The 14,822-nt window shown below is 49.6% G+C and carries 15 protein-coding genes; 9 read left to right on the forward strand and 6 right to left on the reverse strand.

What is annotated here, in order from left to right:
• Positions 1–166 precede the first annotated feature (166 nt).
• Positions 167–556, reverse strand: coding sequence for a retropepsin-like aspartic protease (locus ABD796_RS33495; RefSeq protein WP_344916754.1), 390 nt, complete (start codon positions 554–556; stop codon positions 167–169).
• The gene (locus ABD796_RS33500; protein WP_344916756.1) at positions 553–813 is read right to left on the reverse strand and encodes a hypothetical protein; all 261 of its coding nucleotides are present in this window, start codon (positions 811–813) and stop codon (positions 553–555) included. Before ABD796_RS33500 ends, ABD796_RS33495 begins: the two co-directional genes overlap by 4 nt.
• A gap of 308 nt (positions 814–1,121) precedes the next feature.
• Between ABD796_RS33500 and ABD796_RS33505 the strand changes: the two genes are divergently transcribed.
• From ABD796_RS33505 to pcp, 9 genes are all read left to right on the forward strand, one after another.
• Positions 1,122–2,762, forward strand: coding sequence for a TQXA domain-containing protein (locus ABD796_RS33505; RefSeq protein ID WP_344916758.1), 1,641 nt, complete (start codon positions 1,122–1,124; stop codon positions 2,760–2,762).
• 256 nt (positions 2,763–3,018) lie between these two features.
• Positions 3,019–4,194 carry an ABC transporter substrate-binding protein gene (locus ABD796_RS33510; RefSeq protein ID WP_344916760.1) on the forward strand — a complete coding sequence of 392 codons (1,176 nt, stop codon included), beginning with the start codon at positions 3,019–3,021 and terminating at the stop codon, positions 4,192–4,194.
• A gap of 108 nt (positions 4,195–4,302) precedes the next feature.
• Positions 4,303–4,923 carry a helix-turn-helix transcriptional regulator gene (locus tag ABD796_RS33515; protein WP_344917534.1) on the forward strand — a complete coding sequence of 207 codons (621 nt, stop codon included), beginning with the start codon at positions 4,303–4,305 and terminating at the stop codon, positions 4,921–4,923.
• A 270-nt stretch (positions 4,924–5,193) separates the two neighbouring features.
• On the forward strand, positions 5,194–6,309 hold the full coding sequence (locus tag ABD796_RS33520) for a kanamycin nucleotidyltransferase C-terminal domain-containing protein (protein ID WP_344916762.1): 1,116 nt from the start codon (positions 5,194–5,196) through the stop codon (positions 6,307–6,309).
• Between the two features lie 6 nt (positions 6,310–6,315).
• Positions 6,316–6,852, forward strand: coding sequence for a hypothetical protein (locus ABD796_RS33525; RefSeq protein ID WP_344916764.1), 537 nt, complete (start codon positions 6,316–6,318; stop codon positions 6,850–6,852).
• A 339-nt stretch (positions 6,853–7,191) separates the two neighbouring features.
• Positions 7,192–7,596 carry a C1q-like domain-containing protein gene (locus ABD796_RS33530; protein ID WP_344916766.1) on the forward strand — a complete coding sequence of 135 codons (405 nt, stop codon included), beginning with the start codon at positions 7,192–7,194 and terminating at the stop codon, positions 7,594–7,596.
• A 295-nt stretch (positions 7,597–7,891) separates the two neighbouring features.
• The gene (locus tag ABD796_RS33535) at positions 7,892–8,344 is read left to right on the forward strand and encodes a GNAT family N-acetyltransferase (protein WP_344916768.1); all 453 of its coding nucleotides are present in this window, start codon (positions 7,892–7,894) and stop codon (positions 8,342–8,344) included.
• A 207-nt stretch (positions 8,345–8,551) separates the two neighbouring features.
• The gene (locus tag ABD796_RS33540) at positions 8,552–9,601 is read left to right on the forward strand and encodes an LLM class flavin-dependent oxidoreductase (RefSeq protein ID WP_344916770.1); all 1,050 of its coding nucleotides are present in this window, start codon (positions 8,552–8,554) and stop codon (positions 9,599–9,601) included.
• 213 nt (positions 9,602–9,814) lie between these two features.
• Entirely contained in the window at positions 9,815–10,462 is a 648-nt protein-coding gene (gene pcp / locus ABD796_RS33545) for a pyroglutamyl-peptidase I (protein WP_344916771.1), read from the forward strand.
• A gap of 458 nt (positions 10,463–10,920) precedes the next feature.
• Here the strand turns inward: pcp and ABD796_RS33550 are convergent, their stop codons facing one another.
• The 4 genes from ABD796_RS33550 to ABD796_RS33565 all read right to left on the reverse strand — a co-directional run bounded on the left by ABD796_RS33550 (position 10,921) and on the right by ABD796_RS33565 (position 14,721).
• A complete protein-coding gene (locus ABD796_RS33550; RefSeq protein WP_344916774.1) occupies positions 10,921–11,664 on the reverse strand; it encodes a hypothetical protein in 744 nt (247 codons plus the stop codon).
• A 134-nt stretch (positions 11,665–11,798) separates the two neighbouring features.
• Positions 11,799–12,389 carry a glycoside hydrolase family protein gene (locus tag ABD796_RS33555; protein WP_344916775.1) on the reverse strand — a complete coding sequence of 197 codons (591 nt, stop codon included), beginning with the start codon at positions 12,387–12,389 and terminating at the stop codon, positions 11,799–11,801.
• A 19-nt stretch (positions 12,390–12,408) separates the two neighbouring features.
• On the reverse strand, positions 12,409–13,770 hold the full coding sequence (locus ABD796_RS33560) for an ABC transporter substrate-binding protein (RefSeq protein ID WP_344916777.1): 1,362 nt from the start codon (positions 13,768–13,770) through the stop codon (positions 12,409–12,411).
• An 84-nt stretch (positions 13,771–13,854) separates the two neighbouring features.
• On the reverse strand, positions 13,855–14,721 hold the full coding sequence (locus tag ABD796_RS33565; RefSeq protein ID WP_344916779.1) for a sugar phosphate isomerase/epimerase family protein: 867 nt from the start codon (positions 14,719–14,721) through the stop codon (positions 13,855–13,857).
• Positions 14,722–14,822: the final 101 nt, after the last annotated feature.

A 14,822-nucleotide genomic window follows, 5' to 3' on the forward strand; every position in this document is an offset into this window, starting at 1 on the left:
ATACACTCTTGTATCAGGAGCCCAAAGGTTTACAACGAATCAATTGTTTGAACGAGCGACGTATGTCGGCAAGAGTGAATAAGCATACGCATAAAAAGGGTGGAATGACCCTTTCTGCAAAAACAGACCAAGCGATTGTTGTCCATTAATGGATGGCATGCTTGGTCTAATTTTCAAATTCGATATTCATGGTTTCGAAATTCACCTTACATTTGGCCCTCATCATAAAATCAATGCCAAGTATGGCATCAAATCCGTATGGCTCTTGAATAGATCCAAGTTGGATTGGAAAATCATTCAAAGCAATACCTTCGATTTGAAGCTCAGGTATGATCTGCTCATAGCAGATTTCACTCGTTCCCCCGACCCCATACATTCGCTTGGCTCTCCCATTAATAAAATCTATGTGGATGTCTATTACAGCTAATGCTTCGGTGTCAAACACTGTTGCCGCACAACCCGTGTCAAATAGAACATTGTGTAAAACGATGGATTGGTCATTTCGAGTTAAGGTCAAGGAAACGATAGGCAAGCCGTGCTGGAGTTGTATATTCATGTCCGCTGCCTTACTCCTGAGAAAAATTCCTCCACGACCATTACATCCTTTCTGCTCGTGTGGAACACATATAGCTCGCGCGTCGGATGAAGCTTATGCAGCTCTTTATAGCCGCTCCAGGCTTCCTGCGGGTTATTGTAGTCCTGAATGACTGCCATATCTTCTAATTGGCGCACAAGGTTGTTGGAGCTTGCTTTGATTGCCTCGACCAGCACAAAACGATCTGGATGTAATTCGATAATCTCTCCCCATTTCATTGGCTTCACCTCGCTTGGATTGTAGTATTTCAATTATAGCATAGTTGCCCCAAAGGGATGGAAGTGGGTGCGGGGATTTATCCAAACCGCGATGCGCAGCAAGGAATCATACTCTGAACTTTGAATTTTGGAATAACGAAGAAGGCGGAATTCACATCAAACCATTGATTGTTAATTATTTCCGATAAAAATATTCAAAATACGACATCGATAACCGATGATATAAGTAGTAACAGAACACACTCGAGAAGTGTTCTGTTATTTACTACGATCATAGAAGGGAGACATGTCAACTGAATAACATAAGAGTGAAGATAGCCGTATTTCTGATTATTCTGCTAGGTTCAACTCCATTTCAATTTATCCAAGCAGCTCCTACAGTTGTTGACAAGTTTGAGGTCGTAGATCATTGGTTTCCTGGTGTGCCAATGTATCCTATTCATGTTTTAGCTGAATATAATAACGGAGTTTATGAACGAACGCCGAACGGAGCAGGTCTTCCTGATGGCATTTTAGCGTATTGCTTTGATAGGTCTAGACAATATCCACTTACGAAATATCTTGCCGGTTATCGTACGGGTGAAGAGTTCTATTCACCACTTAAAGAAATGAACAACTACCTTATTAAAGGAAAAGTGATTAATGGGGATATGTTAAGAGCGGTTCTGCTCAATGGTTTTCCGACGAAAAGTGTTGCAGACATACAAGCGGCCACTGGTATTACAGGTTTGGACGAAGACATGACTCTTTGGGCTACGCAATTTGCCATTTGGCATTACACTAATGGAGCGACTTTGGCTGACTGGCGTAATCAGTATTATCCGCCAACACCAGCGGGAGAGGATTTGTTTAATTACTTCATCAATTTAAATCCTATCGGGCCAACGTATACAGAAACGGATGTGGATGTATTTGATCAGCAGTTATCATTTGATGCGAATGATAACCTTGTTGTATCGGTTACCTATAAAGCAACAGAAAAGAACTATGATGGAACGATCGTTTTACCATCAGTCCAGCTTGACAGTGCTACGAAGGCTAGATATCCAAATGCGACTGTAGTTGAATCAACTTACACCAATGTAGGACTTGAAAGTAGGACGATCACGATTACAGTCGCTAACGGCGATTATGATAAAACGGCTTCGGATGTAGATATTGGACTCCAATTTATGCTGCGTCAATCTGTCAAAGACGTGTTCATCACTTCGTCAGTGAGATATGTCAGTGATACTCAAGATTTAGGTGCGGTCGCAGTCAAAGTATTGGATGTGCAAAGAAATGTGCTATTGAACTTTAAGATTCCGCCGACGCCAACAACGCCGACGCCGACAACGCCGACGCCAACAACGCCGACGCCAACAACGCCAACAACGCCGACGCCAACAACGCCGACGCCAACAACGCCGACGCCGACAACGCCGACGCCAACAACGCCGACGCCAACAACGCCGACGCCAACAACGCCGACGCCGACAGAGCCGACGCCGACAGAGCCGACGCCAACAACGCCGACGCCAACAACGCCGACGCCGACAACGCCGACGCCGACAGAGCCGACGCCAACAACGCCGACGCCGACAACGCCGACGCCGACAGAGCCGACGCCAACAACGCCGGCGCCGACAACGCCGACGCCGACAGAGCCGACGCCAACAACGCCGACGCCGACAGAGCCGACGCCAACAACGCCGACGCCGACAGAGCCGACGCCAACAACGCCGACGCCGACAGAGCCGACGCCAACAACGCCGACGCCGACAACACCGACGCCGACAACGCCGACAACACCGACGCCGACAGAAGAGCCAATACCAACACCACTTGTACCAGTCCTTCCTGAAACGGGTGAGGAAAGTAAAGCTTTATTTTATGTTACAGGAGCTGTATTTATTGTCGCCGCTTTGTGGCTATTAAGAAGAGATAGCGTAAGTAGAGGAGGTAAATGAAAAATCGAGCTAAGCAGCACACCTTGAAAGCACGAGCGACCGTACTCGAGGCGGTTGTCAGTCAAGGTGAAGGCAATGAAACTATTCAGGGATCAGGAGCTTTGCGGAGTTGCAGATTCGGGAATCCGTTGTCTACGGGGACGTAATTCGTCCCCTTTTTTTACGTCAATTTATCGCTTTCGTCGGACACGATATGTCCGACCGCCTCCGGTATACTGAGGCTGCAAGTCAAATCATACAGAGGAGGCGGTACGACATGCAGCTTCGCATTGCGACGCATGATGATCAGCGGATGGCGGTCATTCAGGAGGCGGCGCGGCAGTTTCGCAAGGACCATCCGGGCGTCACGATTGTGTTGGAGTTGGTGCCGGATAGAAAGACGATGCGGCGGCAGGTGGCGGAAGGAAACGGGGCCGACATTGTCGAGTGGGAAGGGGCGAACATGGGGCAATGTCTGGACGGCGGGCTGTTGTCGGATTTGTCCGATCTGATCGCGCGCGACGGCCTCGACATGGGCGACTACTATCCGAGCGTTCATGCGGCGGTACATTCGGACAAAAGGATTGGAGCGATCCCGGTGATGGCCGATACGCTCGGCGTCTTTTACAACCGGGACCATTTCGACCAGGCGGGGATCCCTTATCCTCGGGAAAACTGGACGTGGGAGGAGTTCGTGAACGCGGCGGAGCGTTTGACGCTTCGCGATGAGCGGGAGGACATCCGGCGCTATGGCGTGTTCGCCAGCTTTGGTTACATGATTTACGTCGAGCCGGTCGTCTGGAATGGCGGCGGAACGTTTTTGTCGGAAGACGGGACGACGTTGGACGGCTACTTGAACAGCGAAGCTACGATTGAAGGGGTTCGCCGTTATTTGCGGTTGATCGACGAAGGGTTGTCCCCCCGCATGGAACTCGGCCGCGATTCGTGGATCGACTGCTTTATTCACGGCAAGATGTCGATGTATATCGATGCGAACTGGGCGATCCGGCCGATGAAGGCGGAGCAAAAGGCGAAATTCGGCGTTGCCGGGTTTCCGCGCGATCCGGGGAAGCCGAATTTGTTTGAAGTGTACGGCTACGGCATTTCGCCGTCATGCTCGAAGCGGGAGCTGGCGTGGGCGTTTTTGCGCAAGCTGACTGCGCCCGGCGGAGAAATTGGCAAGCTGTGGTCGGTGCTCAAGCTGGCCGTCTCGCAAACGGCGGCGGAGCAAAGCGGGCAGGCAGCGGACACGTTGTACGCTCCGTTTTTGCGGGAGCTGCGCTCCGCTCAACTGAGCGCGTATCAGTGGCCGAATATGATTCCGGCGTTTCATCATCACGACACGTTCCGCACGATGGTGCATGCCGAAGATGTCGAACAGGTGCTGCAAACCGCTGCCCGCCGGACACCGACGCTGCCCGCCTTCGATCCGGTCCGGTTCGAGTGGTGGTAGCGTGCCGGGCGCTCATGTTTGGGGAAGGCGCACGGGGGACCGGTCGCGGTCGCGTAATCGGAAGCGTGACTCTTATCTCGGAAAGGAGGGCATGCGGCCGTGAGCAATATGCATCGCATCCTGTGGTTCGATGAGCAAATTCGCGCGTCTCGCTTCCCGAATGCGAAAGCGTTGGCGGAGCATTTCGAAATATCGGTGCGGCAGGCGGGGCGGGATATCGAATATATGCAGGACTCGCTGCACGCGCCGATGAGCTACAACGCCAAGCGCCGCGGCTACGCATACAACGATGCGGCATACATTTTGCCCTCTGTATTTTTGACGGAGACGGATATTCGGATCGTAAACTTTCTCATCTACAAATACGAGGAAGCGGTCAAATCGATAGGGTACGTGGAAGGGTTGGACCGGGTCGTGCAGACGCTCAAACGATTCGTCCCGTACCAGCCGGAGGACAGCGAGTTGCCTGCGTTTATCGTGGACTCCAGGACGGCGCAGCATAAGCATGACATCGATAGGGCGATTGAACGCGGCCACAAACTGTGCATCGTTTACGCCGACAACGCGGGCGAGCATGAAGTTGACATTCACCCGTACCGGACGTATTCCCAGACAGCTCCGGCGCATGTGACCGTGATCGCCTGGTGCGAGCAATCGGGCGAGGTGGAGTATTTCCGCCTCGACCGGATCGAATCGATCCGATGCAGCGGACAGTCGTATTTGCGCTGAGCGGACGGGGAGACCTATCCAAGCTGATTTGTCCGGCTAGCAGAGCAGGCGGATTGGTTGCATCCCAATTCACAAACGCAAGGACCTCAAATGCCACTATAAAATGGAGGCTGAGGTCCTTTTCGTAATCTTCCGTTATATATGAACGTTATTTCGTAAAATGCGGAAGAATCAAGTATGATCGAGTCATAATTCAATAGTGGCGTACATATCGATGACTTGTTCGTATATCAGTCAATGTAAGCCAGTATATACTAGGGGGGAGAAGGGTTGAACGTATTTGATGTTTCGGAAACAATCGTCAATCATATCCGATCCGCCTATCCGGAAGACATTGCAATTGTCGCCTATTACGGGTCCTATGCGCAAGGAACCGCAACAAAGCGTTCTGACTTGGATTTCTTTTTCATTCCTGCTACGTCTAATGGTTACCGTGCAAGCGTCCAATTTATTATTGACGATATCGGTTTTGATTTTTGGCCTATTAGTTGGGAGCGCGCGGAAAGAATGGCCTCGTTTAAAGAGCCGCAAACCACGATTATCGCGGATTGCAAATTGCTGTATGTTCGCTCGGACGAAGACTGTGAACGATTTATGAAGCTGCGTAATACGATCTCCACTCTTCAGGAGCCGAAAAATACTCTAAAACTGGTGGAGGAGGCAGAATCGGAACTGCGTAATGTTTACGTCCACCTGTATAAGCTGAGCCGCGCTGGCGATTCCGAAACTATTACATTTTACAAAACAGAAGCTCACGGGGTTTTAACGAAAGTGTTACAATGTCTTGCGTTGTTGAATCGGACTTATTTCACCAAAGGATTTGGAAAAAACAAGGAGCAAATTGTACAGCTTCCATTGAAGCCGGCTAACTTGGAGTCGTATATGAATACGATTATGCACGGCAGCTTGATAACGGACATCGTCCAGGCTTGCGAGCAGCTCACCGCCGATACCCTTGAATTGGTGGTAGCTCAAAAAGGTAAGCATTCCGGCGCGCCTTCTTACTCGGATCGGATGAAAGGCTTTTACGAAGAGGAGAAAGCGGTTTTGGACAAAATCATGACGGCCTGTGAAATGAACGATTACGAGACTGCTTTTTTCTATTCCATTCATACGCAGGATGAAGTCGCGCGCTTTTTATTTTTCGCCGAAACGGGACATTGGCCCTGCTGCTTGACGGCTAACTCTACTTATCAGGATGTGTACAAGCGGGCGGGGCTTCCGGAACTTGTCCCTCTTCTCGGTTCACGCGATTTATCGCAGCTCCAAGCTGCCGTGCAACGGTTGAGTTATCTTTTGGAAAAGTACCTTCAATCCAAAGGAGTCGTTATTAATCGGTTTCAAAGCATAGAGCAATTTGAAGCTTTTCTTAAGAAGCAGAGGTGACGCGAAATGACTGTGCTATTTCGGCCCTACGCCGACGAAGCAGATTATACGGCTCTTCGCAATTTGATCATGCAGAAATTTTCAGACCCTGAGCGGCGATTTTATCCTAGTCTCGGTGATCTGGATTACAATCGTTCTTTCGGAGGAAATGCTTTTCTGGGAAAATTGACTATATGCACTGTTCAAGATGGTACAGTCATCGGTGCTATTTGGCCCGGACATTATAGAATCCTTTATTGTGTGATGGGTAAGGACTACGCGGATTTTGAAGACGAAATATTAGACTGGGCAGAGCGGAAATACTGCGGACCGTCACTCCAAGACCGCACAGGACAAGAAGTATACATATGGGGTTATCCGGAGGATCAATTACGTTCAAGACTTTTGATAGACAGGGGATATACTCAGCATACATGGTATATGTATTCCGGAGTGATTGACCTAGAATCCGTAATTCCAAAACCACAATTTCCCGAAGGCTACACTGTACGACCTATTCAGTTGGAGGATGTGCCGCAAAAAGTGATCATTATGACTGGATAAGTATGAACCGGTTGAAGAATATGGGAGTAAATAAGCTCTATATCAATCATGGGGGATTATGGACGGTAGATCCTGAACCGGATGATGCTATGCGTGTTTATCAGAAGGTTGGATTTCAGGAGTTGGGAAAAATGTTTGTTTGGTGTAAGCCGTGCTGATCTGAATGTTCTTTTTAAAAAAGAGGTAAATTATGCGGCGACCAGCTCTCGAAATGCCACGGGAGTTTGGTCTTTTATTTTTGCTGTGAAACCCTATCATTTCTCCTAAATGTACATATGATATCATGTTAGATCCAGAACAATAGGATCTAAACATAATAAGGAGAGAAGGAGATTTCAAATGGCTATTTTCTCAAGGACAAGCTTATTGGGACTTTTGGCAAATGTTTTTATCCCTATAGCTCTTGCAAATGAATATGATACAACTACGTCAATATTTACACCAAAAGTACAAGGTATATATTCTATTATCGGTATTGTTGATTTTGTTCCTAGTATTCCCAATTCCACATATACAAACACAATATCGATTTTCGTGAACGGTGGTTTGGCAGTAGCTTATGATGTTGATTTCATGGGAACGACGGCTTTTGTAAACGTAGTTAACGTTAATGCTATTCTCCAATTAAATGCAGGAGATCAAGTCCATATTTCTGTAGCCCCTCAAGTAGCCGGAAGTGTTCGAAGTCGTGGGTCTGATGGCTCGACAGGAACTAGCTTTCAAGTAGCAAGGTTCCCCTATTAATAGAAGAAAGCAAGTCCCTGCTGGGTCCATGATATCATGGACTTTTTTTAATTACTGTCTACCACCGAACTTCGGCCGCTTTACTTGAAAAACAGCGAATAATGAAATTCCGGCAAATCGCTGATGGAAGAGCGGTCAGCGCCGGCACGAAGCTGGTCCACTGTTGAGTTAAAAGCGTTTGAAGGACAGATAGGATCGTGGTAGACTTTTCATGGAGTCATCATCTTTCTACCATTATTCAACAGGCCTGATTTCAGATGTTTATCATCATATAACGAATAGAGGATTTCAAAAAATGGAGAAAAAGAACATTAGGGAAATCAGAGTGACCGACTATCGTAATATTTACTTATTAAACCTAGACTTTAACCCGAATTTCAGCTCATTTTCGGAAGAAAAAGTAAAAGAGAAGATTGCTATCATCACAGAGAAAACCAAAGATATTATTTTTGTTTATGAGGAAAACAACGAAGTTATCGGATATATCCATGGAAGTCCGTACGAGCTGCTCTTTTCGGAGTCGTTGGTAAACGTCCTGGGATTTGTCGTGAAAGAAACGTATAGAAAACAAGGTATAGGAAGCTTACTCATTGAACGACTGGAACAGTGGGGAGAGGACAATGGATTTTCCGGGATGAAATTGTTATCCCATCCGAGTCGAATACACGCTCACAGGTTCTACGAACAACGCGGATATAGGTTTACAAAGGATCAAAAAAACTTTATAAAAAGGTTCGATTCATGTTAGAACACTAATCGTAAACCGCACCATGTGCGGTTTTTTTGCATTTTATGAGAAAAAGGCGGTCGGCAAGAACTTTGAAGTCCGTTGCAGCAAATTTGCAGCAAATTTGGAGCATTCGAGCAAGTTGCGGATTATGATATGGCGAGAGATCCCGCAGGCATTCGGATTCGATTCATACTTGAACGAAGTGACAAATGAGGAGAGAACAGCATGGAAATAGGGATTTATACGTTAGCCGATCTGTGCCGGAATCCGCATACGGGGGAAATGATCAGCGCGAGACAGCGTATTCGTGAAATCGTGGATGCTGCGAAGCTGGCGGATGAGGCGGGGCTGGATCTTTTCGGCGTCGGGGAGCACCATCGGTCGGAGTATGCGGTATCGGCTCCGGCGGTCGTCCTGTCTTCGATCGCGCAAGTAACGAAGCGCATCAAATTGACATCGGCCACATCCGTACTAAATACGCTTGATCCGGTGCGGCTCTTCGAAGATTTTGCTACACTCGATCTCCTGTCGGATGGTCGGGCGGAAATCATAGCGGGTCGCGGATCTTTTATGGAATCGTTCTCCTTATTCGGGTATGATGTAAACCAGTACGATGAATTGTTTGAGGAGCATTTGGAGCTGTTTCTGAAACTGAACGCTGCCGATAAGGTAACCTGGAGCGGGCGACATCGTCCTGCACTGCGACATGCCGATATTGCGCCGCGGCCTGTTCAAGCCGACATCCCGGTTTGGGTCGGCGTCGGGAACACAACGGACAGCGCGGCGCGGGCTGGCCGATTCGGAACCCATCTTGCTATCGCGATACTCGGCGGCGATCCGTACCGATTTAAGCCGTTTGTCGAGGTGTATCGCGAAGCCGCGAAGCAGGCCGGACATCTGCAGGAGAAATTGAAGGTCGGAGTAACCGGACATATGTACGTTGCCAAGACGACCAAACAGGCCAGAAGGGAATACGCCCCCTATTATATGAACTATTGGAGGGAGATCAGCCGGCAGCGCGGTTCGGACTCCCATCTGACCCGAGCGGATTACGAATGGATGTCGGCCCCGGACACCGCCTTGTTTGTTGGAAGCTCCCAGCAGATCGTCGAGAAAATATTGCATCAGCATGAACTATTCGGTCACCAGCGATTTATCGCCCAAGTGGATATCGGCGGAATCCCTTTCAGCAAGGTGGCCGATAACATTGAACGACTGGCTACCGAGGTAGCGCCTGCCGTACGGCGAGCTACGAGGAAGGAACAGCCCTGTTAGGTTGAACGGGATCTTGGGCATATCCGGCGAGTGACATCGCGATTCCGACGCTCGCGACGGGAATGTGACGCGCCGGCCGCTCGCGGACTGATTGGCCTGACAAGCGGATGGCCAAGCGCCGCGTTTCGCAATTCGAACGCAGCGGGCGGGAGCCGGTTTGGCGCTGTTTTGTACAATACAACAACAATAACGGAGAGAGACAGGGGAAAGCGAATGAGTAAAGTGTTAGTTACAGGCTTCGAGCCGTTTGGCGGCGATCGGACGAATGCTGCGTGGGAGGCAGTCAAGCGCCTTTCTGACTTCAAACCGATAGGAGCGGAGATTACGGTTATGCAAATTCCGACCGTGTTCGGGCGGTCGGTAGAGGCGCTCAAGCAAGCCATCCGCGATCATCGGCCGGATGTCGTGATCTGTATCGGACAAGCCAGCGGCCGTAAAGAAATAACGCCGGAGCGAGTGGCGATCAACATCGACGACGCGAGAATACCCGACAATGACGGACAATCGCCGATCGACGAACCAATCGTTCCCGAGGGTCCTGCCGCCTACTGGTCCACGCTGCCCATCAAAGCAGTCGTGAGAGAGATGCGAGCTTCCGGCATTGCCGCAGCCGTTTCGAACTCGGCTGGCACTTTTGTATGCAACCATGTTTTTTACGGCTTGGCCCATCTCATTGCGACTGAATGTCCTCGCATGCGAGGCGGGTTCATTCATGTTCCCTTAATTCCGGAGCAGGCAGAAGCCGGCAGGGACTTGCCAAACATGCCGCTCGAAAGCATCGTCAGGGGACTTGCCATCGCGATCGAGACGACCGTTAACGTGGAACGGGATATCGCGGAAACGGGCGGGCGGGAATGTTAAGGCTCGCATGACAACCCGTCGAATGAAAAGCCTAGGCTCGTACTCAACGGAATGCCCACTCACTACGGAATACTCCTTCTCTTGAGCGATACTGCCGTCGTGGTATCGCTCTTAATTTTTTCCTCAGAAATATTTCCTCAAAGCAACGGTTTCTAACTCGCTAATTCCAAACAAAGTAATGGAAGCGGGGGGAATGGTGTTTTTAACAAATTAGCTTGCCGATTTTCTTGGGCAATGCGGCTTCAATTGCTTGAAGATATGGATTCGGTACAGTATCGCCAACGTTATATGTAAGAAAAAAGCCATGGCGACAGGTATTGAATCCGGTAGTGGGCACATACAACTGAATGACTATCCAGATAATTTGAAGAAAGACACGACCGGCGAGTCGCGCCAACTCATGGAAGGAGGCTGCTTGCTCTTCGTATGACCAGCAAGCAGCCTGGGAAGAACATATTCTATGAATGAATGGTAAAGGAGAATAACCCCATATTTTGAAGTTTGAATCTTACGTAGACCGGTTTACCGACAAGCGGACTCAGATCGGAATTGCCGTTCCAGGTTACTGTCCTTTGCGTGTCCGCTCCCTTTATTAGGTCGCAATCGTCCAATGTATATCCTTCTATCGCTTGTACAGAACCTGAATGTCCGCCCAACGGGGGATGGCTGACAATTTCGACTTTCATCCCTTGCTCCTTGTACGGCATATTATTCATCACCACATTGACGCTCAGCCGCCGACCCTCCAGTATAAATTCCTTCGTCAACAAATATCCCGGTTCCTCGCCGGCCCTTTGCTCAACGAATCGGTCAGCCTTTACCACGCTCAACCCGATCCCGCCCATCGATCCTTGGGCAAGCATATGCTGGGGATTTACCGTACCGCTGTAATATTGGTACAAATCCTCGCCTACCCGGACGGGAGGACACGCTCCGAATACTTGCCCTCCGTTCCATTCCCCCTGGCCGCCTCTGCCCAGATAAGGCTCCCGGGTGTAAAATCGGGTCCAATGAAGCCCGTCGGGACTCGAGGCAAATCGAATTTCGTTCGATCCGTCATGATCTCCGTCCATAGCGGAATACAGCATGATCCAATGACTCCCGTACCGAAATACTACACATTGATCATAGTCGATATCCCGTTCATCGGGGTACATGACCGTTCGCGGATAAGACCAGCGCACCAGGTCTGTGCTCGACATGACCGCCACTCTTCTTACTTTGTGCCGCACATCCCAGTGACTTGTACTTGACTTCGGTTTCAATGCGGCATGAATATGGATCGGGCGGCAGTACATTAGCCATCTCCCATGCCGATCGTCATACACCAGATGATTCACGCAATCGCTATGGTAATCGAGGATCGGCTCCCGGTCCGATAGCTTCCACGACAGACCGTCCGGGGAATACGCCAAGCAAACCGCGTTGACATAGAGCCATTGCGCGGAACTCCTTCTAAGCAGACCATCATATAGTTTTTGCCCGGGTCGGACGTCTTCCCGTTTTTTATTATCTGCACACCCTGCACCCGGTTTCGATGAGTTCCGCAGTACACCACATTGGTTTTCTCATAGCCGGGAAAAGGGCATACATCCAGTAACGGTTTGATCCAATGAATCCCGTCTTCGCTTTCCGCATAACACATCCAATAGATGGGGTCGTTGCCCCGCTTCCAATAATGGGAGAGGGAAAAGCACTCATACCACATGCGAAACAATCGCAAGTCGTCATCCCAGATGACCCAGGGGGAGAAAGCCATATCTCCTTCCCAAGGCTTGTCTCTGCAAAGGATCGGGTTTTTGACGAAATTTGTCGGACGATGCAGGACTCTGTTCAATTTCCATCGGTCTTCAATCAGGCTGTCATCCAGCAACAATTGCGGACCTTCCCCCAACCGAAGCGGATCCCCTTCGAAATAGCTTGTCATGCGATATGTAGCCTCCCTTTTAGTTAGCTCCCGGCGCAGTCAAAGTCGGTCTGAGGTCGGCGAGAGCCTTGGTCGCTTCTTCTCCGGCAGTGCGCAGCGCCGTATTCAAATCCATTCTTTTGCTTATCATTTCATTTGCATATTTTTCGTAGATGGAGTTTATCGTTCGAGGGCCCCCGCCATAATTATTCACAGCCGCCTGCTTGTGGTAGTAAGCCGCTTGCCAATTTTTATTTTTAAACGAAGTGCCTTGGCCGAAAGCTTTCAGAATCGTTTTATCGCTGGAAACGGGGCCCGCCCCGATCATGGCAAACGATCGTTGGGCTTCTTCCGAGGTGGCCAGAAAGCGGATCATATCAAAAGCCAAATCTTTGTTTTCGGATAATTTATTGATTCCAAAGTTAACGCTGTACGGCTGCGCTCCTACGCCCGGATAATCTTTAAGCGTAGGAATGGCTACAAAATCCCAATTTAATGCCTGATAGATGTTTTTCCGTTCCTCGGCGACAATCGGCAAATAGACCATCATCGCTTGCGTGCCTTTTTCGAAATTCGTAAGCACGTCTATCGCTTTCAAAGAAAGCGGGTTTGTCCCGTTCCACATGGAGGAATGGAGATCGAACATTTGAGCGAAGTAGGTTTGCCAAAGCGAATTGGAGGCAATGGTGGGCGTCATCGTTTTCCGGTCAAGCGAAGGCAATGACATCTGGTTGTTCATGATCAGCTGCCCGATGAATGGAGCATAGCCTACATACTGCACGCCGCCTTCATAGCGGGTCATCCGTTCAGCCAACTTGAAAAATTCATCCCATGTCATATCGTTATGCGGGAAGGGGACTCCGAATTTTTCGAATAGATCCTTATTGTAATAGGTCACTTGAACGTCGGCATGCACGGGAAAAAGATAAGTTCTCCCTTCAAAAGCTTCGCCGGACACAACATTCTTAAAAGCGCTGTCGAATTTGTTCAAGTCTACATTATTTTTCTTTATTAAAGGAGTCAGGTCGTAAGCAAAATCATACGTAAAGGCGGATGTCTCGTAAGTGCCGCTTGTGGCCCAATAAATATCGAATTTGGTTTTGTCCGTCATCATTTTGGCAACGCTGCCACCGGAGGAGCCGTTTAGAAATTTGATCGTATGCTGAGGAAATTTGGCACGGAGCAAATTCCCGTAACGTAAATTAAAGGAGTCCTCATCACTGGTGTGGGAGGTGTAAACGACGATTTCCGTAGGGGGAATTTGCGCTGGCGCCGGTTGATTCTCCCCGGCATCATTTTTGGGCGATGGGGATGCTGGCCGTTCCTTGCTTTCGCAAGCGGCGGCAAAAACCAGGCATAGTACACAAGAAAGCGACACAACCGACCTCATATTTTTGCTCATAAATGGTATTAACCCCTTTCCAAAGTTGTGAAAAAAATCACAATTGCGACTTGCTGTCAGCCGGGGAAAAAGGCGTCTTGGCCATTAACGGACGTCGTCCAGCCGGATTCCGTCAGGCAGCGTCCAGCCGCACGATTGCAGGTGACGCAGGCCGTTGAAATACTCCTTCATAATCTGGGGGAGGCCCATATCCCGGTACTCAAAATCCAGAAACACCTCGCCCTGATACCGGTACCGATCCAGAATTTCGGCCATTTGCGCGAAGTCTACGGTCCCCGTGCCTGGCGTCAGCTCCAGCTTCTGAAGGAAATCGCCGGTGTCGGCTCCCCTCGAATCCCGCAGATGGATATGCCAGAGACGGGAACCAAGGGCGGAAACAAACCGGTCCAGATCGTATCCGATAATTCCCCAGTGACTGCTGTCGATGAGGGCGCCTACGTTCTCGCTGGTGAGCCGGTCAAATACGTCCAGCACCATTTCCGGACGGTTCATGATGCCATAGAGATGGGGGACCTCCAACAGCATGCGCACGCCGTAGTCCTTGGCGATTTCTCCCATCAGAGAGAAGGCTTTGGCAGCGTTTTCAATTTGCAGCTGCTGGTCGCTGCGGTCGTTGCGGATTCCAAAGGACATCGTCATCATCCGGATGCCAACCGTGGACAGCTGCTCCAGCTTGCGGCGCCAGTCTTGCACAAAAGATTGGATCTCCAAAGCTTCCCAGGCGTTGTAGGAGCGGGAATAGTAATTGAGTGAAACCGCTTCGAGTCCCAGCTCGTCCAGCATCGCTTTGAGCTCCTCCGGGGAGGGACTGCCGTAGTTGAAGTGAAAGCAATAGCTGTTGAAGCTGGAAATTTCCACCTTTCGAAAACCGATGGACGCTAACCGGGGCAGTGCTTCGTAGAGGGTGTAGTGGGAAAATCCGAGTGACGCTGCTCCAGTGATTTGCGGCATCGTGATCACACCTTTCCTTGTTTGTTAGTATTGAATAGTTTGAGTATACCCGGGGGAGTCTGTCGGTGTAAATGACCGCAAAGGACAAGTTGCTTGCTGAA

The organism is Paenibacillus hodogayensis (genome assembly GCF_039536325.1).
GTDB lineage: Bacteria > Bacillota > Bacilli > Paenibacillales > NBRC-103111 > Paenibacillus_AB > Paenibacillus_AB hodogayensis.

Coding starts and splice junctions, on each gene's coding strand:
- ABD796_RS33495 (WP_344916754.1), bottom strand. CDS start 556: ATGAATATACAACTCCAGCACGGCTTGCCTATCGTTTCCTTGACCTTA.
- ABD796_RS33500 (WP_344916756.1), bottom strand. CDS start 813: ATGAAATGGGGAGAGATTATCGAATTACATCCAGATCGTTTTGTGCTG.
- ABD796_RS33510 (WP_344916760.1), top strand. CDS start 3,019: ATGCAGCTTCGCATTGCGACGCATGATGATCAGCGGATGGCGGTCATT.
- ABD796_RS33515 (WP_344917534.1), top strand. CDS start 4,303: ATGCATCGCATCCTGTGGTTCGATGAGCAAATTCGCGCGTCTCGCTTC.
- ABD796_RS33525 (WP_344916764.1), top strand. CDS start 6,316: ATGACTGTGCTATTTCGGCCCTACGCCGACGAAGCAGATTATACGGCT.
- ABD796_RS33530 (WP_344916766.1), top strand. CDS start 7,192: ATGGCTATTTTCTCAAGGACAAGCTTATTGGGACTTTTGGCAAATGTT.
- ABD796_RS33535 (WP_344916768.1), top strand. CDS start 7,892: ATGGAGAAAAAGAACATTAGGGAAATCAGAGTGACCGACTATCGTAAT.
- ABD796_RS33540 (WP_344916770.1), top strand. CDS start 8,552: ATGGAAATAGGGATTTATACGTTAGCCGATCTGTGCCGGAATCCGCAT.
- pcp (WP_344916771.1), top strand. CDS start 9,815: ATGAGTAAAGTGTTAGTTACAGGCTTCGAGCCGTTTGGCGGCGATCGG.
- ABD796_RS33550 (WP_344916774.1), bottom strand. CDS start 11,664: ATGTCGAGCACAGACCTGGTGCGCTGGTCTTATCCGCGAACGGTCATG.
- ABD796_RS33555 (WP_344916775.1), bottom strand. CDS start 12,389: ATGACAAGCTATTTCGAAGGGGATCCGCTTCGGTTGGGGGAAGGTCCG.
- ABD796_RS33560 (WP_344916777.1), bottom strand. CDS start 13,770: ATGAGCAAAAATATGAGGTCGGTTGTGTCGCTTTCTTGTGTACTATGC.
- ABD796_RS33565 (WP_344916779.1), bottom strand. CDS start 14,721: ATGCCGCAAATCACTGGAGCAGCGTCACTCGGATTTTCCCACTACACC.